Genomic DNA, 21,800 nt, shown 5'->3' on the forward strand with positions numbered 1-21,800 from the left:
TCAAGACGCGGGCAAACCTGCAAAATCGAAATATCGCACTACGTCCGGGTGATTGCGCTCGCCAGCGCGTAGCAGTTCCAACGCCTCGAAATCACCTTGCAGGACCATATCCAGCCCAATCCGGGTGACCTCGACCGTGGCGTGTTTGCCGGATTGTCGGCCTATCCCGTATTGCTCCACCCACCGCCGGATTGTGCAGATATGCTTGCCTGCATGGCTCGCCGCGCGCTTGATCGGCATGGCTTCGTCTGGGCGCATCAGGATCGGTTTACTATGCATGATGCGCCCCCTTGCTGACTGGATTGGTCGTTTTCCAGACTGGCGCTAGACCGTAGAGCGACTGATAACCCTCAATCTCAGGCAGATATTGCAGGGTAACTTCACCCTTGCGGCCGGACCATGAAAAGCGGGCTTTTTTGACCCATACAGCGGTTTCCCTCGCGTCCGGGTCCGGCACGTCAATCACCACGCCGTGGTCTGGCTTGTTGTACCAAGCTGCCGAACCTTCGATGTCGTATAGTGTTGGCGTGCGCGCCTCGCCGCCCTTGCCAAGGTCTTTCGTCGGGTGCGCAAGGATGATGGCGAGAACCTGATGTTTCAGCGCAAAGCGGCGTATCTGGCGCAATGCGCGGTTGATGTATTGCGTCTCGCTTTCGTGCTTCGGACGTGCGTGCTCCACTTCGTTCCATGGATCGATCACGAACGCCTTGATGCCAAACCGCAAGACTGCATCGGCGGCTTTCTCAAGCAACCATTCCAAGGTCATATCGTCATCGTCTTCCCCTGTGGGGTCCGCATCAATGAATGTGAAATGGTCCTGAATGAACCTATCTGCCTCGCTGACAATGTCGCGGGTCCAAAGCTTGGCCTCCACGCCCGTAGCGGCGAGGCGCAGTTTGTAGCGCAGCGCAGGCACCGTGGGGATTTCGAACGATGCGATGGCAATGCGCCAGCCGTATTGTCGAGCAAGGTTTGTGCAGAGGTTGAGGGTCCATGTCGATTTGCCGTGCCCTGGAATGCCGGTAATCACAAGCAATTCTCCAAGCCAAACTTTCAGATACGGATCAAGGTCCGGCCAACCGGTGGAGTAGGTTTCTGGCTCCGGCGTCTCGGGGTAGTCGGAAAGCTGATAGAGGCCTTTGACCGGGTAGGGCTTGGCTTCAAGGATCAAGCGAACAACTGCATCAACGCCGTGCTGCATCCGAACATCGTTCAAATCCTTGCACCCATCTGGGTAGGTCACGAATGAGCAACGCGCAGCGCCCAGCCTGCGCACCAATTCAGCCGCCAGCCGCTTTCCCGGCCCATCATTGTCGACCGCGATGACAAACCGCTTGATTGCCTTGATCCGATGCCGGTTGTTGTAAACGAACTCGAATTTGCCGTGTGCGTCCGCCTCCGGGTCAACGTCTTGCAGATCCTCGGGGCGCTCACCGTCGCGTACCGGCGGCGCGCCATCGGGAACGGAAACCGTGCAACGAAAACCGCAATCAATCGCTGTCAGCGCATCAATCTCGCCCTCAACGATGACAAGCGGCTCACGCCCGTCATGCAGGGCTTCGATGTCCATGCAGTCGGCATTCCAGAAGGTTTTACGCCCACCTTTTTGCTGCCAGAACCGTTTACCAGAGGCCCGGTATTTGGCACCCACAGCCTTACCGCCGTCGATAAACGGGAATACGATGATGTTGCCAGCCGGATCGGGAATAACCGTGTTCTCGCCGTTTTCGTCCGTGGCGCTGCTACCGGTATAGATTCCGGAATGACTTGCGATTGCCGGGTCTATCTGCCGGTTTTGAAATGCTTGTATGCCCGCTGGTCCGAGTGTGTTCATCGTAAAAATCTCCGCCGTGGAACCCGCAATGGTGGCAATTGAACCGGACGCCGGTCGCGCCGATTTGAACCGATAGGCAGGGTTCACGCTTGTTTCTTCGGGTGGCCGAGCATTGCGGGCAGGTGGTTTTCTGATTGCCGCTCACAACGCGTCTAAGCCGGATGCCGTGGGCTGATAGAATTTCGTTAGGTGTTTTCATATCCGCATATCAGGCCGGGCGCGCGGGCTGCCTCCTGCTTCACGGTTGGCCTTGGCAATGCCAACTCGCTCGTTGAAGTCCCGCTGCTTTTTTGCCAGAGCGCCAGCCACAGCGCTGAACCAGCTCTTGCCAGCCGCCTTCTGTTGGCCTGCCCATTCGTCCAGAGCGAACAATTCCGACATCAGCGAAAGGTTTGGGTGTGACTGCACCCATTGGTCAAAATTCTTTTGGTTGAGCCTGATGGTTTTGCCTTCGAAAGCATAGCGCGGCGGCACCGCGTCAGCGGTAACAACGCCGGGTGAGTTGGTGATTGGTTGTTTATCTTCTGGCCTCTGGCTTCTGGCCTCTGGAATATGGGCTTTAACCGAGGGGTTAACCCCGGTTTCGGCTAAGTCCTTGTTTAACAGGGCAGGGTTACCTCCCGTTCGTCCATTTCGTGTGTCTCGTTCAACCTTTTCTAGCTCGCGAATAACACGTCTAGAAATGATGAAATCATGCTGATCCCTTGAAAACACACCCGCCGTTTCCAGCTCAGCCAGAAGCTTTTTTATGGTCCGTGGATTGTCTCCAAGCACGGCTGCAATATCCCGCTCAGTAGGGTTGATTCCATCGAAATGCAGGCGTCCGTCACCGCCCTCATGAATGAGGCAGACCAAATCCAGCCAAAGTGACCGTGCGGCTCTCGACACGCGCTTAAGCGTGATTTCCGAGCGCCAATCTGGGCCGTAGAATTTGAACCATGGCTTTCTACTCATCGGCCTGCGCTCCCGCAAACCGAAACCGATGGGTCAAGGCAAGTGCCTCACAGCATTGGCGAGCCGAGAGGCCATATTGTGCCTTCAAGTCGCCAATGACCGTTAACGGCACACTGTCCTGTTGTGCCAGCCATCTTGCGGCGCTGGTTACCGGATCGGGGGAAACGGGCGCGCTCATGCTGCCCGAGCCTTTCGCTCGTAAACGTCCTCACGAACGATTTGTAAGCGCGTGTGAAGCACATAGCGGCCATGGTTGCCAGAATAGGCCCCACCGTGCTGTTCGTGGATGGTTTCAATCGAAAGGCCCAGACCACGAAGCAGGAACACGTAGTGGCTCCATCTCGGCGCGGGGTTATCGATCGGTGTGCATCCGGCGCGACCGGCGAGAATGAGGCTTTTCAGCGCCCAAGCAGCGCGCCCCTTTACCGTCATTGTGTCACCGTCCGGCAAGACGCGGACAGTCATTTTTGTGACCGGGGCGTTCATTTTGCACCCCCTATGCCCGCCAATTCGCACACAACGCGCGCGTGGTTCGGGGATAACCGAAACCGATACATCAGCATTCGGGCGGCTAGACTTTGCGAGGGGATTTCAGTAGGGTTCTGCCTATCAAGCGCCCTGCCAAGAGCTTTGATGTTTAGAGCCCGGTCTGCGCCTGCAAGCGCTGCCGGGTTTTCTGTTTGAACTGTCATGGCCTACACCTCACGCCGCTACGCGCTGGGCTTTAGCTGCCTCAATCACAGCTTCGATATCGGATTTTGCCCAGCGGGACAGTTGACCAAACTTCATCGGTTTGGGCACCGTTCCGCCTGCAATCAGCCGGTAAAATGTAACGTAGCTGACTTGCAGGACGGCCGCGCTTTCACGTGCGGTAAGGAGGGGGTCGATTTGCTGCATTGTTCGTCCTCGGTTGTAGTTGGTACGAGGACGAATTTGCAGGAACGCGGGCAGAACAAATAGATGGGTGGGCTACGATTACTATGGGTACGGTTCAAATTACATAGAATTTAACAATGATTACAATAACCTAAGTTTCAAACATCACTTCCGCTCAATGGATCAATCCACGTCGCACCGGTATCTTTGTCCTTTGTCGCCACAAGCGACTTATAATTGTCCGGGGTTGCCTTGGGTAATGGGGGGAGGGTTTCATCAACCTGCCCCCCCGTCTTAACTGCCCCACCCTGTGTTTGCCAGTTTGCAACTTTTGAAATCTCTTCCAGCGCAGTTGCGCCTACTACTTCTGGCAATCCAAATCTGACACCATTATTTGTTACCCAGGCTTCTATCGTTTGCTTTGGGGTTTTGTTTTTCCCCGCATCTGTCACTGCTTTCCAAGCAGCAACAGCACAAGCCAATTTTGCCGAATACCTTGGGTGATTTGGATTCATAAAGTTATCGGGATCGGCCTCTATGTCTGGATTCCCTACCGGGAAAAACATCGAAGGAAATACATGGCGTTTTTTCAACCAGTCCTTCAGGTCTTCGACTTCAATTGTTGACTGAGACCAATCAGGTTCACCTTTCAAGTAAACCAATGCGTCGTGTTTCCAAACGTTCAGTTGTCGCATCTCAAACAGATGAGAACTGTTTCTCAGCATGGCTGTAAGGTGCCCTCCGTTGCGAGAATTGTAATCGGGGTTTTCAACAACCGGGAATACAGCCGATACCCGCAATTTGTTGCTAAAAATGGCGTTTTTCAGCGCTTTGAAAACAGCTTCAAATCCATCATATTCAGTGGTTTGAACCATAACGGTTTCACGGGAGAACCCTTCGCCCACATACTCTTCGTGTTTTGTCTCTGGGTCATTTCCGGTAATGAGGATAGCGGCATCAATGACAGACAATTCGTCTGACAGTTTCCACTTTTCTTCTGTTGTCATTTTCCGCATGTCAATCACCCACCATCTTTAGCAACTGCCCACCTTTGCCGGTGACATGATTTGCCCAACGTTCCAACAATTTGCGTCTCTGTTCCAAGTAGTCCGTACGGCGATAGGCGCGCACCACGGCACCGCCTGCGATATGGCCGAGAATGGTTTCAGCAATTTCGTGTGGGGTATCGGTCGCCTCTGCCAACCAGTCGCGTAGACTGGATCTGAAACCATGCGGCCGCGCTTTCATATCAGCTCGTTCCATCAGCCGCGCCATGGTAGCGTCCGATAGAACGCCTCTCTTGACGCTTGGAAATAAAAATCCCTCTCGGGCGTGCCTGCGGGCCAGTTCAACAATGGTCAAGGCCTCGGGCGACAGTGGGACGCGGAAATCGGCTGTCGCATCCTTTCGGCCCTTCATGGCCTCGCCGGGGATAGTCCAGATATCACCATCAAGTTGTTCTTCATGCAGGAAACGCAACGGGCCGGATCGAACCCCGGTAAGGATCAAGAGCCGTAGTGCCAGATGGGTAACGGACCCATCGTTGAGAGTAGCATAGAACGCTGGCACTTCTAGCCATGGCAATGCGGGGATGTTTTCAGCCTTGTGGCGCTGCTTGCCCAGAAGAGCGCGGGCTTTGTCCGTCGCTTGCAAGTCTACATCCAGCCCAAGCGCGGCACCGTGCTTAAGGCAAATGCTTAGGCGGTTCATGGCTTTGCGCGCCGTCTCAGCCTTCTCGTGCCAAATCGGGGCCAACGTATCGCGAATGTCCTGCTGATCGATGTCAGCAATGGGCACTCGCCCCAGCTTAGGGAGGATGTGCAATTCCAGTGGACTGAACCACCGACCGGCAACGCCATCGCCTTTCAGTTCTGCCTTGCGGCTTTCGAACGCGTCTTTGGCGATATCTTTCAACAGGTGCAGATTGCGGGCTGCTTCCCGTTTCAGTCGAACGCGCTCTTTGATTGGATCGAGGTTATCGCGCGTGACACCACGCCAGCGTTCGGCTGCATCGCGGGCCTGCTTCAATGAAACCTCGGAGATTGAACCTAAGCCCATTTCGCGGCGTCTACCGTGGATGGTAACCCGCAATACCCATTGACCGCCGCCGTCAGGCCGCTTGATGAGCCACAACCCGCCGCCATCCGAATATTTGCCCGGACCTGCATTCCGCAATGCGACCGCGCTCAGCTTGTTCAGGGATCGGCTCAAATCTATCCACCTCTGTATCCACCCCGACATGTAGTATGTGGAGCATCAATCTGATACACGATGATACGAGATGAAACAAGAACATTACCGAAGAACGTGGGTTCTCAACACCGGCGAGACGAGTTGATATCTAGATATAGAACAATTCAATGCCTATTCTGGGCACCATTCCATTTGCAACAGCCAAGTTGCAGTTCAATCGCTAAATCAAATATGATGTAACCCCTCACGGGGATTGATTGAGGTTTGCCGTTACGGTTCAAGTTCGGGAACGTTACCGTGTTCAAACAGGATGACCGACGCGCCATATTCGCCGACGGCTGGGTTTGCTTCGCGGCTCCAGGCGATAACGCCTGAATGCTGATCGGCAATCACCTTGGCTTCGCGGATTGCGTGGGCTTCAGTGTCCATCTGCTTGGCTTCGAAGGCGGAGTGCAGATTTCCGTCGCTATCAGCGTCAAACGCCATGAGAACAATCAGTTTTTTCAAGCCGGGCATGGAGTATCCTTCCTGCTGGCAAAGACGCAGGCAGCTGTGCTGCCCGCGCCACGTTCAAATAGTATCAATCTGCGAGGTCGGCAGGCACCTTGCCGCCGTTTTCAGCAAGCTTTTTCATCACAGCCTTGTGCAGCCACATGTTCATGGTTGCGGAATCGCTGGTGTCGCCGGTGTAGTGCAGTTCTTCCGCCAATTCCTTGCGCGCTGCCAGGCTGCTGTCGATATTTAGCGCTTTCAGGAGGTCGACGATGGACGTTTTCCAGTTCAGCTGCTGGCCGCTCTTGGCGACAGCTTCGTCAAGAATAGGTGCGATATCGACCTGTGTGGCCGGAGCTGCGGGCGAAACGGATGCCTGAGCAGCAGGCGTTGTCACGGGAGCGGTTGATGCTGGTGCCGCAGGGTTAGACGCTGGAGACGGTGATGCGGACGCTGCTGGTGTGGCAGAGGGGCCGGCGGTTGGCGTAACGGATTGGGGTGTGCCAGACACCGGAGCTGCTGCTGCGGGGCCGCCAAAAATCGCATTCTTGATTTTGCTGAAAAAGCTCATGAATATCTCTCCGATGTTTCAGATGGTTCTTAAACACATTTGTGCGACAATCGTTCCCGTCCCTGAACAAAAAGGCCGCAAACAAAAACCCCGGCAGTGCTGCCGGGGTTCCATGGTCGAACGAAATATTCAAGTTTTGCTTAGTTGCGGTTGCCCATAAAGCGCAGCAGGAACATGAACAGGTTGATGAAGTCGAGGTACAGGGTGAGGGCACCCATGATGGCCTTGCGACCAATGACCTGTGCATCATCACCGTCGAAGTACATTTCCTTGATCTTCTGCGTGTCGTACGCCGTCAGGCCTGCAAAAATCAGCACGCCAATAGCCGAGACAGCGAAGTTCAGCGCGCTGGACTGCAGGAAGATGTTGACCAGTGACGCAATGATCAAGCCAAACAGACCCATGATCAGGAACGAGCCCATGGCCGACAGGTTCTTCTTCGTCGTGTAGCCGTAGAGCGACAAAGCGCCGAACGAAGCCGCAGTCACAAAGAATGTCTGCACAATGCTGGCCGTTGTATAAACCAGCAGGATGGACGACAGCGACAGACCCATCAGGCCCGCATAAACCCAGAAGGCCGTCCGCGCAGCGGGAACGCTGAGGGAGTTTACCCGGAAGCTTAAGAAAAACACCATGCCGAGCGGTGCCAGCATAACGATCCATCGTAGCGGCGAGGTGTAAAGCGCGACGCCAGCCGATGTCAGCATCTTGCCGTTCGCCATCGTGGCGGCAGCCGATGCCGGATCGTTTGTGGTTGTTAACATGATCGTGAAGAACGCGGCAACGCCGGTGATCACCATCCCCAGCGCCATGAGATTGTAAACCTTCAGCATATACGTGCGAAGGCCTTCATCAATCACCGCGCCCGCTTGCGCGCCCGCAGGCGTCATTCGGGTTTGGACGTTTCGAAGATCAGCCATATTATCCTCTTGTAGGTGCTCCGATGGTTGTTACGGTGTCGGGTCGCTCATCATTTCCAAGAATGACCCAGGCGCCGCTGCGGAGCTCCAGCATGCCTGCCATAAATATGAGGCGGAAACGTTGGTTTCACAAGGGGATGCCCAAAATGAATCGGCGCAACCTATAATTCTCGCAGGACCGGGGCGGCTTTTTGCCCAAGAACACGCCACGTGCCCGCCAGCCCGATGCCTACCGTCATGACCAATGCCAACACAATGGTAATCAACGCGACATCCGGCAGAAATGTCGAGGGCAGATGCATGATACGCGCCACCACGAACCATGCCGCGACCCCGCCTGCAAACAGGGAGAAGATCGCCGTTGCCAGCCCCAGCATCATATATTCGTAGACGAAAGCACGGATGAGCGTGGCGCGTGTGGCGCCCAGTGTTTTTAGCACCACCGCATCGTGAATGCGCGCGCGGTTGCCCGCCGCCAAAGCGCCTGACAGGACGAGGACCGACGCAACCAGTGCAATGGAGGCTGCGGCGCGAATGGCAACCGCCAACTGGCCGACAAGTTCGTTAACGATATCCAGCGCATCCTTCACCCGCACGCTGGTAATGGTGGGGTAGGCGTTGGTAACGGCCCGCAAGGCCGTGGCTTCCTGTTCGGCCGTCGCGCTGGGATCGATCATCGTTGCCAGCCACGCATGGGGGGCACCCGCGAAGGTATTGGGCGAAAACACCATGACAAAATTGATCGACAGCGATTCCCACTCGACATTGCGGAAGTTGGCAATCTTTGCGGTCACGTTGCGGCCCAGCACGTTGACCGTCACGGTATCTCCAAGTTTCAGGCCAAGATCGCGGCCCTGTTCGGCGGCGAACGATACCAGAGGTTCACCGGAATAATCGGGCTGCCACCAATCACCCTCAGCCAGCGTCGAATTTTCCGGCAGGTTTTTGGCGTAGGTGATGCCACGGTCTCCCCGCAAAACCCACTGCCCGCTGGGCGGAACGTTGCGCTTTTCCACGGGCTCGCCGTTGAAGGCAACGATACGACCACGCATCATCGGTACTTCGATGATCTTGCCATCGGGCATTGCGGATTTCAGCGTGCTGCGGAAGCCTTCGATCTCCGTGCCCTGAATATCGACAAAGAAGAAGTTCGGGGCCCGCTCCGGCAGGTTCGATGTCAGCTCGCGCCGCAAATTGCCGTCGATCAGCGCAAGGGTGACCAGCAAGGCCAGCCCGAGGCCAAGGGACAGCACCACGGCCGACGTCAACGCGCCTGGACGATGGATATTGCCAATCGCCAACCGCAGGGCAGGCGAATTGACGCGTGGGCTTCGGCGCGCAAGCGCTGCAATTATCAAGGCAACGCCGCGCAGAACAACGAACGCGAAGGTGATGGCACCGAGAAATGTCAGTGCGATACGACGATCATACGCGGTGGCGATGGCAAGTGCGGCAAGCGCCGCCAGCAAAAGCGCAGTCACAATGACCGAACTGATGGCCGGCCAACGGCGGTTCTCAAAGCCCTGTTCGCGAAACAGTGCGGTTGCAGGCACATCCCGCGCCCGGCCGAGCGGCAGAATAGCGAAGGCCAGCGCCGTCAGGATGCCGAAGGCTGCGGCAATAGCCAGCGCCTTGGGATACAGATGAAACCCGGTTTGCACCGGCAGCACGCCCGCCAGAAAATGGGCCGCAACCAAAGGAATGACCGCCCCGATCGCAAGCCCGATGACGATACCGGCCAAAGCAATCAACGTAATCTGCATCAGATAGATCAACACCACCAGCGACGACGGTGCACCAAGGCATTTGAACGTGGCGATCACGCCCCGTTTGGAATCGAGATAGGCGCGGACCGCATTGGCGACCCCAACACCGCCGACTATCAGTGCCGTCAGACCCACGAGCGTCAGGAACTGCGAAAATCGTGTGATGTTCTGGGTCAGCGATGGCGCTGCATTCTCGTTGCTGCGGAACGACCATCCGGCAGTCGGAAATTTCGCATCGGCTTCCCGCTGGACGGCAGCGGGCGTTACCGTTGCGTCGTTCAGGCGGACTTTGTAGGTGTTTTCAACAAGACTGCCCGTTTGCACCAGACCAGAGAACGCCAATGCTTGCGACGATACCATCAGGCGGGGTGCAAAGCCGAAACCATCGGACAAGGCATCCGGCTCGCGCTCGATAACGCCGGTTATAAGAATGCGAGCCTTGCCAAGTGCCAGTTCGTCACCGGTTTTAATGCCCAGCCGCTCCAGAAGCAGGGCGGCTGCAAGGCCGCCGTAAACGTCTCCGTTTTGCGACAACAGTTGCTCCAGCGGTGCCTGCGGCTCGGCTTTGAGCGTCCCATACAGCGGATAGGCGTTGTCAACAGCCTTGAGTTCCACCAAGGCCTGATTGGAACCATCGGGCAGGCGGGCCATGGAGCGCAGGCCGGATGATACCGACACCGCCCCGAGGCCATTCAGAAATGCCGATTCCGCATCGGTTGCCAACCGGTTGTTCAACTCGAAGCGTAGATCGGCAGCGAGAAGCTCTTTGCCCTGCTCGGCTATGGAACTGGTGATGGAGCGAGAAACGGAATTCACACCGGCAATGGCCGCGGCACCGAGCGCAATACAAGCCAGAAAAATGTAAAAACCGCGCAAGCCCCCGCGCATTTCGCGCAAGGCCAGACGAAACGCCAGGCCGAATTGAAAACGCGTTGGAAACTGCATCATGCGCTGACTGCCACGGCAGCTTGAACGCTGCCGGTTTCAATCTGGCCCGACTCGATCCGGCCTGAACGAACACGCACCTGACGGGAGCACCGCGCAGCCAATGCCGGGTCGTGGGTAACCAGCACCAGTGTCATATCGCGACCGGACTGCTGGGAAAACAGAAGATCGGCAATCTGCTTGCCGGTTTCCGTATCCAGATTGCCGGTCGGCTCATCGGCAATCAAAAGTTTCGGCTGCGGTGCCAGCGCGCGGGCTATCGCCACGCGCTGCTGTTCACCCCCGGACAATTGGCCGGGGTAGTGGTTCAGCCGTTCACCGAGGCCAACGGAAACCAGTTCATTGCGGGCCTTGTCGAAGGCATTGGGCACATTGGCGAGTTCCAGCGGCACGGCCACGTTTTCCAGCGCCGTCATATTGGGAATGAGGTGGAAGGATTGGAACACGATGCCGATCGTGCGCCCGCGAAACTCCGCCACCTGATCTTCCGAAAGCGCATGCAGGGCCGACCCCGCGATGTGGATTTCGCCCTTGTCCAGCCGCTCCAACCCCGCGAGCACCATCAACAGGGTCGATTTGCCGGAGCCGGAAGGCCCGACGATGCCGACGGATTCGCCGGTCTCGATCGTCAAATTCATGCCTTTCAACACATGCACCGACGCCGCATCGCGCCCCAGCGTGAGGTCTGCGTTTTTCAGGTCGATGATGGTTTTTGTCACGAAAATTGATCCTATATCATGCACATGAGTTTTGCCGCAGCACCCGAGATTTAGGAAGAGCATGTTGATATTTAAAGCACTCACAGGTCTTTTCCTGTCCGCCACCCTTATTACAACAGGGGCTGTCAGCGCAGGCGCCGCCCGTGCTCAGACGCTCCAGATGGTCGGGTTTGGCGATAGTTTGATGGCGGGATACCAGCTTCCCGCGCAGGATTCGTTCGCTGCCAAGCTGGAAGCAGCGTTGCGGGCGAAAGGTCACGATATCGTGATCGCCAATGCCGGCGTATCCGGCGATACGACATCGGGAGGTCTGGCCCGCATCGACTGGTCCGTGCCGGATGGCACGAAAGCGGTGATACTCGAACTGGGTGCCAACGATGCGCTGCGTGGCATTCCGCCGGAACAGACGGAAAAAAATCTCGACCAGATGATTACCAAACTCAAGGCACGCGGTATTGCCGTGTTGCTCGTGGGCATCATGGTGCCGCCCAATATGGGTGGCGATTTCGGAACGCGGTTCAACCCGATCTACAAGCGGCTGGCGCAAAAGCATGACCTGATGCTGTACCCTTTCTTTCTTGACGGGGTCGTCACCAAGCGGAACCTGCAACTGGACGATGGAATGCACCCGAATGCCGCTGGCATCGATGTGATGGTCGAACGGTTTCTGCCGCTGGCGGAGCGCTTCATCGCGGGGCTCAAAGCCACCAACTGACAAGAAATTGTCACTTGCGCCGTAAGGGCTGCTGTGATTCGTTGAGCGTACATGTTGATGGACGCCATGTCTGGCGTCCCTGTTCGGGGAGTGCAGGCGATGCCGAGACTGTTTACCGCCCTCGAAATTCCGCGATCTGCGGCCATGAGCCTTTCCCTTTTGCGGGGTGGTTTGCCGGGTGCGCGCTGGATTGATGTGGAAAATTACCACATTACCCTGCGTTTTATCGGCGATGTGGACAACCGCACAGCCGATGAGATCGTCGATCGGCTGGATCGCATTGACCGGCCAGAAGTCTCGCTTCGCTTGAGCGGCACCGGGTTTTTCGGCACCAAAAAACCGCACTCGTTGTGGGCAGGCGTCGAGCCGTCGCCGGATGTGCTGGCGCTGCAAGCGGAGATCGAGCGGCTGTGTCAGCGCATCGGTTTGCCGCCGGACTCGCGCAAATTCACGCCTCATGTAACGCTCGCCCGCCTGCGCGGCGCTCGGCTGGATGATGTGGTGCACTATCTGTCCGGCCGCGGCGACTTCAGAACGCCGACGTTCCATGCATCGCGGTTCGTCCTGTTGTCATCGCGCGATTCGGTGGGTGGTGGCCCCTATCTGACAGAGGAGATATTTCCACTGCGTGAAACCGGCTCCGCCAACTTCTCAACCAGCGCAGTGCAGCCTTCCAAGAGCATGCTGTAGACCAGTTCAAACCCTTCCGGGCCTTCGTAATAGGGGTCCGGCACCGGTTCGTTGCGGCTTAGCGCGTAGTTCATCAGCAAATGCACCTTGGGCAGTGCTGCTGTCGGTGCAAGCGCCCGTACATGGCGCAGATTGCTCTTGTCCATGGCAAGAATGAGATCGAAAGCGTCAAAATCCTCAACGGCGATCTTGCGTCCCCGTTGCGCCGTCAGGTCTATGCCGTGCTTGTGCGCCACCGCAATCGCGCGGGGGTCCGGCAGTTCACCGATATGCCAACCGCCAGTCCCGGCGGAATCAACGATGACATCGAGATTTGCCTTTTGCGCCAGATGCCGCAGCATCCCTTCGGCCAGAGGCGACCGGCAAATATTTCCAAGGCAGACGAAAAGAATGCGAGCAGGTTTCATTGGCGCTATGCTCCCCTCAATCATGCATTCATCATGCAGATACGCTACAACACTGTATAGCAGGAGTATGCCCGCTTGAAACAGCAAAAGCTTGATCGTCAGGAAATCTTCAACCGGCTGCAAACACTGGATTCCTGGGCACTTGATGCGGAGGAAAGCGGCATTACCCGCACGTTCCGCTTCACCACCTTCGCACGGGCATTCACCTTCATGACGGAGTGCGCGTTTGCGGCTGAGACGTTGAACCATCATCCGGAATGGTTCAACGTGTATTCCCGCGTCGATGTGCGGCTGACGACGCATGATGCAGGGGGTCTGTCCGCATTGGATTTCAAACTGGCGGCCATAATGGACAAAGCGGCGCGCGTTTGAACCGTCACTTTGATTTTGCCGGAAAGCATCCCATATGAAACGCGATAACGGGAGCCCATGCGGATGAGTGAAATTAAATTTGGTGAGATTTTGCTACCGGGCGACGAGCAGGAACAGGCCAAGCGCGAGGCGAAGGTCCGAAAGCGTTTCTGGCCGACGATCAAGCGCGCCGTGCGGGTTATTCCCTTCTCGCGGGACCTTGTAGCCGCCTACTATTGTGCGCTGGACAAGGAAACACCCCTGCGGGTGCGTGGCATTCTACTGGGTGCACTGGCCTACTTCGTTCTGCCCATTGATACGGTGCCGGACTTTCTGGCGGTGGTTGGCTTTTCCGATGATATTGCCGTTTTGACGGCTGCCTTCACGGCCATCAAAGGGCACATCAAGGATCGCCATTACGTGGCGGCCGACAAAGCACTTAGCGAAAACTTGACAGAGACCGTTTAAGCCCGGTTATCGTCCAGCATGGTTTTCAGCTTGGCGAAGGCCAGGCGGATGCGGGATTTGACCGTTCCGAGCGGCAGCCCGGTTTCCTGCGAAATTTCCGTATGGGTGCGACCGAAGAAGAACGCCATGCGCACCAGTTCCGTTTGCTCCTGAGGCAGTTTTTTCAGCGCTTCGCGCACCTGTTGTTCGCGGTCGTCATGCTCGAGGCCTTCATCCGGCGATGGCGGTTCGGAGGGCTGGAGCAGCGGGTCTGTTTCGTCGATCTTGCGGCCACGATCCCGGCGGGCCAGATCGATCCGCCGGTTTCGAGCGATGCGGAATAGCCATGTTGACAGCGAGGATTTGGTAGGATCGTAAAGATGTGCCTTGTGCCACAGAACGACCATCACCTCCTGTGCCATATCTTCCGCTTGGCCCGCATCCATGCCCTGTCGCATCAGGAAAGATTTCAGTCGGGGCGCAAAAAAGTCGAAGAGCGCCGTGAACGCCGATTGATCGCGCTCTTTCGCCACCGCGCTTGCCAGCCGGGCGAAATGCTCTCTGTCGTCCACATTCATGGGTCGGTTAACGGCCTCCAAGCCAGACTGGTTCATCGTCACAAATATGCGTCACTCGTACATGGGATTTCACAAAGGTCAAACTCCTGCCCAATTCTTTCTGCCATAAACACTGGACTCGATGAAATCTTCTATAATCGAACGTTAATACAGACGCGATCACGGGTTTGTGCTGCTTGAACAAGCAGGATTGACTGGTTGTTGCCGGGAAATGGCTTTCCGTTGACGATTTGGTAACCTGAATTAAGTCAAAATAAATTCAATTCGAGGACAGGACGCGCCTGAACACTATTGGGCGTAGAAGCAAGAAACCGGCAGGAAAATATGTTAGTCAGAAAGCTCGCAACCGTACTCGCACTCGTCTTGGCCACATCCAGCGCGGCTCTCGCGCAGTCGCCGACGCGGATCGAGCAGTTCAAGGCATGGGGTGCCTATTCCTACCCGGCCAATGGCGGCAAGGTCTGCTACGTTCTGTCTGTTCCGCAGGACAAAAGCCCGGCTTCGGTGGATCACGGCGATATCTTCTTCCTGATTTCGCAACGCCCCGGCCAGAACATCAGCTATGAGCCGCAGGCGATGATGGGCTATGAGTTGCAGGCCAATTCGAAGGTGACGGTGACCATCGACGCGCGCAGCTTCACTATGTTCACCAAGGAAAAATCCGCCTGGGTGGAAAATGCAGCGGAAGAGCCAGCGCTTGTCGCTGCCATGCGCTCCGGAAAGGCCATGCGTGTGGATGCCGCCTCCAAGCGTGGCACCAAGACCACCTATAACTATTCCCTTCAGGGAATTTCGGCGGCCTTGAAGGCCATTGAAAGCTGCAAGTAAGCCTTCTTATCGAAATGTTTGCAAAGGCCGGTCATCGCACCGGCCTTTTTGCATTGCTGATGAACAGGTGACGGCGGATAAAAAGCGTGATATGTCGCCCAGCAACGATCAAATCGAGCGCTGGTGATGCGCTGGACCTTTTTAAAGGCTGATTTGAAACGCGATCAAAGCGAACCTATCTAGGCAACTCTGCTGGCGTCGGTTGCAGCCGATGAAAACGGGAATATTGGCATGGCCGCAATTGAAACTCTGGAAAGACCGGTGCGCAGCGCGTCTCAGCGTTCGCCAAGTGTTGAAAAACCATCGCTGATCGGCCTGTCGCGTGAGGACATGGGCAAGGCGCTGCGCGACAGCGGAGTGCCGGAGCGTCAGGTGAAAATGCGCGTCAGCCAGCTCTGGCATTGGCTGTATGTGCGCGGTGTTTCCGATTTTGATGCCATGAGCAATGTCTCGAAGGATTTGCGCGACCTGTTGAGCCGCAATTTCACCATTGCCCGTCCCGAAATTGTCGAAGATCAGATTTCCAACGATGGAACACGCAAATGGCTGTTCCGCTTCCCGGCTCGTGGGGCTGGGCGTCCGGTGGAAATCGAGACGGTTTATATCCCGGAAGAGGGGCGGGGAACGCTGTGCGTTTCCAGTCAGGTGGGCTGCACGCTGACCTGCTCCTTCTGCCATACCGGCACGCAGAAGCTGGTGCGCAATCTGACGGCGGAAGAAATTCTGGCGCAGCTTCTGACCGCGCGCGACTGTCTGGGTGATTTCCCGGATCGCGATACGCCTGCGGGTGCCATCGTGCCGAGTGAAGGTCGCAAGATCACCAATGTCGTAATGATGGGCATGGGTGAGCCGCTCTATAATTTCGAGCATGTGAAGACGGCACTGCTGATTGCATCCGATGGTGACGGGCTGTCCCTGTCCCGGCGGCGGATTACGCTGTCCACCTCCGGCATTGTGCCGGAAATTTATCGCACCGGCGAAGAAATCGGCGTCATGCTGGCCATCTCGCTTCACGCGGTGCGCGATGAGTTGCGCGATATGCTGGTGCCGATCAACAAAAAATATCCCTTGAAGCAGCTGATCGAAGCCTGTCGTGCCTATCCCGGTCTGTCCAATGCGCGCCGCATTACCTTCGAATATGTCATGCTGAAAGATGTGAACGATAGTCTGGAAGACGCGAAGGAATTGGTGCGCTTGCTCAAGGGCATTCCCGCCAAGATCAATCTCATTCCCTTCAACCCATGGCCGGGCACCAATTACCAGTGTTCCGATTGGGAGCAGATCGAAAAATTCGCCGACTTCGTCAATCAGGCGGGCTATGCCTCGCCGATCCGCACGCCGCGTGGACGGGACATTCTGGCCGCTTGCGGTCAGCTGAAATCGGAGTCCGAGCGGATGCGCAAGGTTGACCGCATGGCCTTTGAGGCGATGATGATCGTTGGTCATGGTGAGGATGACGACAGCGACGACCGATAAGCGGACACGCTTTCGTTGTTTGTTTGCCGCATTATCCAGACGTAAACACGAATACGCTTGTGCTGGAAATGCTTGCTTATTGTTAGTCGCATTACCAGGACGCAAACGCGAATACGCTTGTGCCGGAAATGCTCTGGCAGTTGATTTCACCGGAATGGTTTTCTACAAGCGGAAATAGATCATTCTGGAGGAATATGATGCGTACGCTTATTCTCGCGCTTGCTGCTGCAACCGCACTTGCCCTTCCCGTCAAAGCCGAAACGGTTACGGTTGCCGTCACCGCTATTGTTGAACATCCGGCGCTGGATGCCACGCGCGATGGTGTAAAGCAGGCGCTGACCGAGGCTGGATACAAGGACGGCGAGAATCTGAAGTTCGTTTACCAGTCCGCACAGGGCAATCCCGCGACCGCTGCGCAAATCGCACGCCAGTTCGTGGGCGATGCACCGGCGGTTATCGTTCCGATTTCGACCCCATCGGCACAGGCAGTTGTTGCCGCTACCCGCGATATTCCAGTTGTATTCACCGCTATCTCGGATCCCGTCGCAGCACAGCTTGTGAAAAACCTTGAGAAGCCGGGCCGCAATGTGACGGGTGTCACCGATATGTCGCCAGCGTCGCAGCATATTGAACTGATCCGCGAACTGGTTCCCAATGTAAAGTCCATAGGTTTTCTCTATAACTCCGGCGAGGCCAATTCCACGGCGTTGCTGGCAGCCTTTCGAGAGGAAGCTGAAAAGTCAGGCTTGAAGATCGTGGAATCCGCTGCCACGAAGTCCGCTGAAGTACAGGGTGCAGCCCGTGCGCTGGTCGGTCGCGCCGACGTTATCTATGTGCCGACCGACAATACCATTGTATCCGCGTTGGAAGGTGCTGTTGCCGTGGCTGAGGAAAGCAAGCTGCCGCTGATCACCGCTGATACGGATTCCGTTGCTCGGGGCGCTCTGGCTGCTGTTGGTCTCAACTACCATGATATCGGTATCCAGACGGGCAAGATGGTGGTGCGTGTGTTGAAGGGTGAGAACCCCGGCGATATCGCAGTGGAGAACCCCAGCAAGTCTGAACTGGTTGTCAACAAGGCCGCAGCATCGAAAATGGGCGTGACGCTATCAGATGCCATTTTGAAGCGCGCAGCCAAGGTTATTGAATAAAATCCATAATTTCTATTGGCAAAACCTGTTTCGGGCCGTATTCGCCGAGGTGAATGCGGCTCGCTTTTGCTGTGATTGCGCTGCAAAACCGAAAATTGACGAGAGGATGCTCGCACCGTGAGCCCGATAGCTTTTTGGGGAGCCGTAGAACTCGGCCTAGTTTTTGCGTTCGTGGCGCTTGGCGTCTATCTGGCGTTTCGCGTGCTGGATTTCCCGGACCTGACGGTGGATGGCTCCTTTCCTCTGGGTGCGGCGGTCACCGCTGTGCTGATCATTGCGGGGCTGAACGCTTGGGTTGCCGCTGGCATTGCCATGGTGGCCGGAGCGGTCGCCGGTATTGTCACGGCCACGCTGAATGTCCGCTTCAAAATTCTGAATTTGCTGGCATCGATCCTTACGATGATCGCGCTCTTTTCGGTTAACCTGCGCGTTATGGGCAAGCCGAATGTCGCGCTGATCAATGAAGATACGATGCTGACGCCGTTCTACGGTCTGGGCCTGCCGGAATATTATGTGCGGCCCCTGTTCGTCTTCATTCTGGTGGCGCTTGCAGTCGTTCTGGTCTGGCGTTTTCTGGAAAGCGATATTGGCCTTGCCATGCGCGCAACCGGTGCCAATGCGCGTATGGCGCGGGCGCAGGGCGTACAGACCAACCGTCAGATTTACCTTGGCATGGCTTTATCCAACGCACTGGTGGCGCTTGGAGGTGCCCTGTTTGCGCAAACCAATGGCTTTGCCGATGTCACCTCCGGCGTTGGCACCATCGTTGTCGGACTGGCCGCTGTCATTATTGGCGAAACGCTGTTTGGCGCACGGGGGATTCTGCTGACGCTGATCGGCTGTGTCGCAGGGTCCGTCATCTACCGCATCGCCATTCAGTTGGCTCTGTCCAGCGATGCGCTGGGTCTGCAAGCGTCTGACCTCAACTTTGTGACGGCGCTGTTGGTCACCATCGCGCTGGTTCTGCCCCGCTTGCGCCGTGGAGGTGCATCGTCATGATCAAACTTGATAACATCCATGTGGTCTTTGGTCGCGGTACGCCGCTGGAAAAGAAGGCGCTGTCCGGCATCAACCTGACCATCGATGAAGGCTCCTTCGTCACCGTTATCGGCTCCAACGGTGCCGGCAAATCCACGCTTTTGGGTATTCTGGCGGGCGATGTGCTGGCGACGGAAGGGCGTGTGACCATCGGCACGACCGACGTGACCCGCAAGCCCACCGCCAGCCGTGCGGGGCTGGTGGCCCGTGTGTTTCAGGACCCGCTGGCCGGTAGCTGTGGTGCCCTGACCATTGAAGAAAATCTGGCGCTGGCCCTGCTGCGCGGCAAGCAGCGTGGTCTAGCCGCGGCACTCAGCGGCAGCCGCCGCGTGCATTTCATGGAACGGATCGCTGGCCTGAATTTGGGTCTCGAAAACCGCATGAAGGACCGGATGGATTTGCTGTCAGGCGGCCAGCGGCAGGCGATTTCGCTGGTCATGGCCACGCTGGCGGGATCGGACGTTCTGCTTCTGGACGAGCACACGGCAGCGCTTGATCCCGGCATGGCCGAGTTCATCATGGATTTGACCAAGTCCATCGTGGCAGACCGAAAGCTGACGACGCTGATGGTGACGCACTCCATGCGCCAAGCGCTCGATTTCGGCACCCGTACGGTCATGCTGCACGGTGGCGAGGTGGTTCTGGACGTGAGCGGTGAACACCGCAAGACCTTGCAGGTCGAAGACCTGATCGACATGTTCCGCAAGATCAGGGGCCAGACGCTTGATGATGACGAGTTGCTGATCGGCTAATTCACTTGGATTGTGCAAGCAGGATTTTCACCGCAAAGGCGGAGAAAATTCCCGCAAACAGCCAGTCGATCACGCGGGTCACGGTCGGGTTCTTTTTCAAGGCCGCTGAAAATGTATCGGCAGCCAGCACCATCGGTATGATCATCGGCAGCGACAGCGGAATGAACGACAGGCCGAGAAAAAACAGCTTTCCCGGCGCATGAGGATCGGCGGCGGAGACAAACTGCGGCAGAAACGTCATGTTGAACAGAATGATTTTCGGGTTCAGCAGGTTGATGCCGAGCCCCGTTGCCCAATGCTGAAACAGGCTGTGCTTGCGTCCAGTGCCAAGCTCCGGCGAGAAGGCCGATCCCTTGCGGATGGCCTGTACTGCAAGATAGACCAGATAACCCGCACCCACGATCTTCAGGGCCAGAAATGCCGAAGGCGATGCCACAATCAGGGCGGACAGTCCCAGTGCCACCATGCTGGTGTGAATAACGATGCCGCTGCACGCGCCCGCCATGCAGGCGAAGCCCGCTGCGCGCCCCTCCGACAGGGTGCGGCCCACAAACAGGGTCATATCCGGCCCCGGGGTCAGTGACAGGATAAGCGTGGCAATGGCGAACTGAACCAGAATTGGCCAATCGGGAATGAAGGACATCAGGCACCTTTGGATCTGCAACAAACAAGGGGTAAGTGATCTTGTTTCGACGCATTGTCCAGACGTAAAAGCGATCTCGCTTTTACTGAAAATGCTTGAAGTTTTGCCAACTGAATTTCAGCCAGACCTTGTATCCGGCACTGTTCCCGCTAAAGTGCGCTCCGATTTGGTAAGGCGCCCAGAGTGCTGAGGGCGCCGCGCGCACAGGAATGAACGGACGGTCATCATGGCATCGGTTAAGCAAGTAAAAAAAGTCGTTCTGGCCTATTCAGGCGGTCTCGATACATCCATTATTCTGAAATGGCTCCAGACGGAGCTGGGTGCCGAGGTCGTCACCTTCACCGCCGATCTGGGGCAGGGTGAGGAACTGGAGCCAGCGCGCAAAAAAGCTGAGATGATGGGCATCAAGGAAATCTTTATCGAAGATGTGCGTGAAGAATTCGTCCGTGACTTCGTCTTTCCGATGTTCCGCGCCAACGCGGTTTATGAAGGCGTCTATCTGCTGGGCACATCCATCGCTCGGCCGTTGATTTCGAAGCATCTGGTCGATATTGCCGCCAAAACCGGGGCAGACGCCATTGCCCATGGCGCAACCGGCAAAGGTAACGATCAGGTCCGTTTCGAGCTTTCGGCCTATGCGCTGAACCCGGATATCAAGATCATTGCTCCTTGGCGTGACTGGTCGTTCAAGAGCCGCACCGACCTGTTGGAATTTGCCGAGCAGCACCAGATTCCCGTTGCCAAGGACAAGAAGGGCGAGGCGCCGTTCTCGGTGGACGCGAACCTGCTGCACTCCTCCTCCGAAGGCAAGGTTCTGGAAAACCCGGCGGAAGAAGCGCCGGAATATGTGCATATGCGCACGATTTCTCCCGAAGCTGCGCCCGATAAGGCTACCATCATCAAGATCGGCTTTGAGCGTGGTGATGCTGTTTCCATCAATGGGGAGCGCCTGTCGCCCGCAACGCTTCTGGCGAAGCTGAACGATTACGGCCGTGACAACGGTATTGGCCGTCTGGACCTCGTGGAAAACCGCTTTGTCGGCATGAAGTCCCGCGGCGTTTATGAAACCCCCGGCGGCACCATTCTTCTGGCAGCGCACCGCGCGATTGAATCCATCACGCTGGATCGCGGCGCAGCGCACCTCAAAGACGACATTATGCCGCGCTACGCGGAACTGATCTATTACGGTTTCTGGTTCTCGCCGGAGCGTGAAATGCTGCAGGCGCTGATCGACAAGAGCCAGGAGCATGTGGAGGGTGAAGTGACCCTCAAGCTCTACAAGGGCAATGTGATGGTAACGGGTCGTGAATCGCCAAAGTCGCTTTACTCCGACAAGCTGGTGACATTTGAGGACGACCACGGTGCCTACGACCAGAAGGACGCAGCCGGGTTCATCAAGCTGAACGCGCTGCGTCTGCGCACGCTGGCGGCCCGCAACCGCCGCTAATTTACAA

At 56.7% G+C, this 21,800-nt stretch carries 26 protein-coding genes; 10 read left to right on the forward strand and 16 right to left on the reverse strand.

Going from position 1 to position 21,800, the window contains the following annotated elements:
• The 13 genes from IFT84_RS13110 to IFT84_RS13170 form a co-directional block, all read right to left on the reverse strand.
• Complete coding sequence (locus IFT84_RS13110) at positions 1-279, reverse strand: hypothetical protein (RefSeq protein WP_192120062.1); 279 nt, start codon at positions 277-279, stop codon at positions 1-3.
• The gene (locus IFT84_RS13115) at positions 272-1,921 is read right to left on the reverse strand and encodes a DnaB-like helicase C-terminal domain-containing protein (protein WP_342212872.1); all 1,650 of its coding nucleotides are present in this window, start codon (positions 1,919-1,921) and stop codon (positions 272-274) included. The genes IFT84_RS13110 and IFT84_RS13115 overlap by 8 nt, the downstream gene beginning before the upstream one ends.
• Before the next feature lie 108 nt (positions 1,922-2,029).
• Positions 2,030-2,689, reverse strand: coding sequence for a hypothetical protein (locus IFT84_RS13120; RefSeq protein ID WP_192120064.1), 660 nt, complete (start codon positions 2,687-2,689; stop codon positions 2,030-2,032).
• Between the two features lie 91 nt (positions 2,690-2,780).
• Complete coding sequence (locus IFT84_RS13125) at positions 2,781-2,966, reverse strand: hypothetical protein (RefSeq protein ID WP_192120066.1); 186 nt, start codon at positions 2,964-2,966, stop codon at positions 2,781-2,783.
• Positions 2,963-3,274: a winged helix domain-containing protein gene (locus IFT84_RS13130; protein WP_192120068.1), complete on the reverse strand. Its 312-nt coding sequence runs from the start codon at positions 3,272-3,274 to the stop codon at positions 2,963-2,965. Before IFT84_RS13130 ends, IFT84_RS13125 begins: the two co-directional genes overlap by 4 nt.
• Positions 3,275-3,490: 216 nt before the next feature.
• Positions 3,491-3,685 carry a helix-turn-helix transcriptional regulator gene (locus IFT84_RS13135; protein ID WP_192120070.1) on the reverse strand — a complete coding sequence of 65 codons (195 nt, stop codon included), beginning with the start codon at positions 3,683-3,685 and terminating at the stop codon, positions 3,491-3,493.
• 137 nt (positions 3,686-3,822) lie between these two features.
• Positions 3,823-4,680, reverse strand: a complete 858-nt coding sequence (locus tag IFT84_RS13140) for a hypothetical protein (protein ID WP_192120072.1) — start codon at positions 4,678-4,680, stop codon at positions 3,823-3,825.
• Between the two features lies 1 nt (position 4,681).
• Complete coding sequence (locus IFT84_RS13145; RefSeq protein ID WP_244651213.1) at positions 4,682-5,875, reverse strand: tyrosine-type recombinase/integrase; 1,194 nt, start codon at positions 5,873-5,875, stop codon at positions 4,682-4,684.
• Positions 5,876-6,127: 252 nt separating this feature from the next.
• Positions 6,128-6,373: a hypothetical protein gene (locus tag IFT84_RS13150; protein WP_192120076.1), complete on the reverse strand. Its 246-nt coding sequence runs from the start codon at positions 6,371-6,373 to the stop codon at positions 6,128-6,130.
• 64 nt (positions 6,374-6,437) lie between these two features.
• Positions 6,438-6,920 carry a DUF3597 domain-containing protein gene (locus IFT84_RS13155; protein ID WP_192120077.1) on the reverse strand — a complete coding sequence of 161 codons (483 nt, stop codon included), beginning with the start codon at positions 6,918-6,920 and terminating at the stop codon, positions 6,438-6,440.
• A gap of 140 nt (positions 6,921-7,060) precedes the next feature.
• Entirely contained in the window at positions 7,061-7,840 is a 780-nt protein-coding gene (locus IFT84_RS13160; RefSeq protein WP_192120079.1) for a Bax inhibitor-1/YccA family protein, read from the reverse strand.
• Positions 7,841-8,001: 161 nt separating this feature from the next.
• The gene (locus tag IFT84_RS13165; RefSeq protein WP_244651214.1) at positions 8,002-10,554 is read right to left on the reverse strand and encodes an ABC transporter permease; all 2,553 of its coding nucleotides are present in this window, start codon (positions 10,552-10,554) and stop codon (positions 8,002-8,004) included.
• A complete protein-coding gene (locus IFT84_RS13170) occupies positions 10,551-11,270 on the reverse strand; it encodes an ATP-binding cassette domain-containing protein (RefSeq protein ID WP_192120081.1) in 720 nt (239 codons plus the stop codon). The genes IFT84_RS13165 and IFT84_RS13170 overlap by 4 nt, the downstream gene beginning before the upstream one ends.
• A gap of 61 nt (positions 11,271-11,331) precedes the next feature.
• Here IFT84_RS13170 and IFT84_RS13175 point away from each other — a divergent pair, with 61 nt between their 5' ends.
• Both IFT84_RS13175 and thpR read left to right on the forward strand, forming a co-directional pair.
• Positions 11,332-11,985 (forward strand): arylesterase, encoded by a 654-nt coding sequence (locus tag IFT84_RS13175; protein WP_192120083.1) that lies wholly within the window; start codon positions 11,332-11,334, stop codon positions 11,983-11,985.
• A 99-nt stretch (positions 11,986-12,084) separates the two neighbouring features.
• Positions 12,085-12,675 (forward strand): RNA 2',3'-cyclic phosphodiesterase, encoded by a 591-nt coding sequence (gene thpR, locus IFT84_RS13180; RefSeq protein ID WP_192120085.1) that lies wholly within the window; start codon positions 12,085-12,087, stop codon positions 12,673-12,675.
• Here the strand turns inward: thpR and IFT84_RS13185 are convergent.
• Positions 12,585-13,082 carry a low molecular weight protein-tyrosine-phosphatase gene (locus IFT84_RS13185; protein ID WP_192120087.1) on the reverse strand — a complete coding sequence of 166 codons (498 nt, stop codon included), beginning with the start codon at positions 13,080-13,082 and terminating at the stop codon, positions 12,585-12,587. The genes thpR and IFT84_RS13185 overlap by 91 nt on opposite strands.
• Positions 13,083-13,157: 75 nt before the next feature.
• Here IFT84_RS13185 and IFT84_RS13190 point away from each other — a divergent pair, with 75 nt between their 5' ends.
• The gene (locus IFT84_RS13190) at positions 13,158-13,454 is read left to right on the forward strand and encodes a 4a-hydroxytetrahydrobiopterin dehydratase (RefSeq protein ID WP_192120089.1); all 297 of its coding nucleotides are present in this window, start codon (positions 13,158-13,160) and stop codon (positions 13,452-13,454) included.
• Between the two features lie 63 nt (positions 13,455-13,517).
• Positions 13,518-13,901 carry a YkvA family protein gene (locus tag IFT84_RS13195; RefSeq protein WP_192120091.1) on the forward strand — a complete coding sequence of 128 codons (384 nt, stop codon included), beginning with the start codon at positions 13,518-13,520 and terminating at the stop codon, positions 13,899-13,901.
• Here the strand turns inward: IFT84_RS13195 and IFT84_RS13200 are convergent.
• Positions 13,898-14,458, reverse strand: coding sequence for a sigma-70 family RNA polymerase sigma factor (locus tag IFT84_RS13200; protein WP_192120093.1), 561 nt, complete (start codon positions 14,456-14,458; stop codon positions 13,898-13,900). The two genes, IFT84_RS13195 and IFT84_RS13200, sit on opposite strands and share 4 nt — an antisense overlap.
• 324 nt (positions 14,459-14,782) lie before the next feature.
• Between IFT84_RS13200 and IFT84_RS13205 the strand changes: the two genes are divergently transcribed.
• The 5 genes from IFT84_RS13205 to IFT84_RS13225 all read left to right on the forward strand — a co-directional run bounded on the left by IFT84_RS13205 (position 14,783) and on the right by IFT84_RS13225 (position 19,703).
• The gene (locus IFT84_RS13205; RefSeq protein WP_192120095.1) at positions 14,783-15,286 is read left to right on the forward strand and encodes an invasion associated locus B family protein; all 504 of its coding nucleotides are present in this window, start codon (positions 14,783-14,785) and stop codon (positions 15,284-15,286) included.
• Between the two features lie 231 nt (positions 15,287-15,517).
• A complete protein-coding gene (rlmN, locus tag IFT84_RS13210; protein WP_192120097.1) occupies positions 15,518-16,762 on the forward strand; it encodes a 23S rRNA (adenine(2503)-C(2))-methyltransferase RlmN in 1,245 nt (414 codons plus the stop codon).
• A gap of 197 nt (positions 16,763-16,959) precedes the next feature.
• Positions 16,960-17,913, forward strand: a complete 954-nt coding sequence (locus IFT84_RS13215; protein WP_192120410.1) for an ABC transporter substrate-binding protein — start codon at positions 16,960-16,962, stop codon at positions 17,911-17,913.
• Between the two features lie 117 nt (positions 17,914-18,030).
• Positions 18,031-18,912 (forward strand): ABC transporter permease, encoded by an 882-nt coding sequence (locus IFT84_RS13220; protein WP_192120098.1) that lies wholly within the window; start codon positions 18,031-18,033, stop codon positions 18,910-18,912.
• On the forward strand, positions 18,909-19,703 hold the full coding sequence (locus tag IFT84_RS13225; protein ID WP_192120100.1) for an ABC transporter ATP-binding protein: 795 nt from the start codon (positions 18,909-18,911) through the stop codon (positions 19,701-19,703). The genes IFT84_RS13220 and IFT84_RS13225 overlap by 4 nt, the downstream gene beginning before the upstream one ends.
• Before the next feature lies 1 nt (position 19,704).
• Here IFT84_RS13225 and IFT84_RS13230 read toward each other — a convergent pair whose 3' ends face one another.
• Positions 19,705-20,346 (reverse strand): LysE family translocator, encoded by a 642-nt coding sequence (locus IFT84_RS13230; RefSeq protein WP_192120102.1) that lies wholly within the window; start codon positions 20,344-20,346, stop codon positions 19,705-19,707.
• Between the two features lie 226 nt (positions 20,347-20,572).
• Here IFT84_RS13230 and IFT84_RS13235 point away from each other — a divergent pair, with 226 nt between their 5' ends.
• Positions 20,573-21,793: an argininosuccinate synthase gene (locus tag IFT84_RS13235; protein WP_192120105.1), complete on the forward strand. Its 1,221-nt coding sequence runs from the start codon at positions 20,573-20,575 to the stop codon at positions 21,791-21,793.
• Positions 21,794-21,800: the final 7 nt, after the last annotated feature.

The organism is Rhizobium sp. CFBP 8762 (genome assembly GCF_014841565.1).
Taxonomy (GTDB): domain Bacteria; phylum Pseudomonadota; class Alphaproteobacteria; order Rhizobiales; family Rhizobiaceae; genus CFBP-8762.

Coding starts and splice junctions, on each gene's coding strand:
- IFT84_RS13110 (WP_192120062.1), bottom strand. CDS start 279: ATGCATAGTAAACCGATCCTGATGCGCCCAGACGAAGCCATGCCGATC.
- IFT84_RS13125 (WP_192120066.1), bottom strand. CDS start 2,966: ATGAGCGCGCCCGTTTCCCCCGATCCGGTAACCAGCGCCGCAAGATGG.
- IFT84_RS13130 (WP_192120068.1), bottom strand. CDS start 3,274: ATGAACGCCCCGGTCACAAAAATGACTGTCCGCGTCTTGCCGGACGGT.
- IFT84_RS13135 (WP_192120070.1), bottom strand. CDS start 3,685: ATGCAGCAAATCGACCCCCTCCTTACCGCACGTGAAAGCGCGGCCGTC.
- IFT84_RS13140 (WP_192120072.1), bottom strand. CDS start 4,680: ATGCGGAAAATGACAACAGAAGAAAAGTGGAAACTGTCAGACGAATTG.
- IFT84_RS13150 (WP_192120076.1), bottom strand. CDS start 6,373: ATGCCCGGCTTGAAAAAACTGATTGTTCTCATGGCGTTTGACGCTGAT.
- IFT84_RS13155 (WP_192120077.1), bottom strand. CDS start 6,920: ATGAGCTTTTTCAGCAAAATCAAGAATGCGATTTTTGGCGGCCCCGCA.
- IFT84_RS13160 (WP_192120079.1), bottom strand. CDS start 7,840: ATGGCTGATCTTCGAAACGTCCAAACCCGAATGACGCCTGCGGGCGCG.
- IFT84_RS13165 (WP_244651214.1), bottom strand. CDS start 10,554: ATGATGCAGTTTCCAACGCGTTTTCAATTCGGCCTGGCGTTTCGTCTG.
- IFT84_RS13175 (WP_192120083.1), top strand. CDS start 11,332: ATGTTGATATTTAAAGCACTCACAGGTCTTTTCCTGTCCGCCACCCTT.
- thpR (WP_192120085.1), top strand. CDS start 12,085: ATGCCGAGACTGTTTACCGCCCTCGAAATTCCGCGATCTGCGGCCATG.
- IFT84_RS13185 (WP_192120087.1), bottom strand. CDS start 13,082: ATGAAACCTGCTCGCATTCTTTTCGTCTGCCTTGGAAATATTTGCCGG.
- IFT84_RS13195 (WP_192120091.1), top strand. CDS start 13,518: ATGAGTGAAATTAAATTTGGTGAGATTTTGCTACCGGGCGACGAGCAG.
- IFT84_RS13200 (WP_192120093.1), bottom strand. CDS start 14,458: ATGAATGTGGACGACAGAGAGCATTTCGCCCGGCTGGCAAGCGCGGTG.
- IFT84_RS13205 (WP_192120095.1), top strand. CDS start 14,783: ATGTTAGTCAGAAAGCTCGCAACCGTACTCGCACTCGTCTTGGCCACA.
- rlmN (WP_192120097.1), top strand. CDS start 15,518: ATGGCCGCAATTGAAACTCTGGAAAGACCGGTGCGCAGCGCGTCTCAG.
- IFT84_RS13215 (WP_192120410.1), top strand. CDS start 16,960: ATGCGTACGCTTATTCTCGCGCTTGCTGCTGCAACCGCACTTGCCCTT.
- IFT84_RS13225 (WP_192120100.1), top strand. CDS start 18,909: ATGATCAAACTTGATAACATCCATGTGGTCTTTGGTCGCGGTACGCCG.
- IFT84_RS13230 (WP_192120102.1), bottom strand. CDS start 20,346: ATGTCCTTCATTCCCGATTGGCCAATTCTGGTTCAGTTCGCCATTGCC.
- IFT84_RS13235 (WP_192120105.1), top strand. CDS start 20,573: ATGGCATCGGTTAAGCAAGTAAAAAAAGTCGTTCTGGCCTATTCAGGC.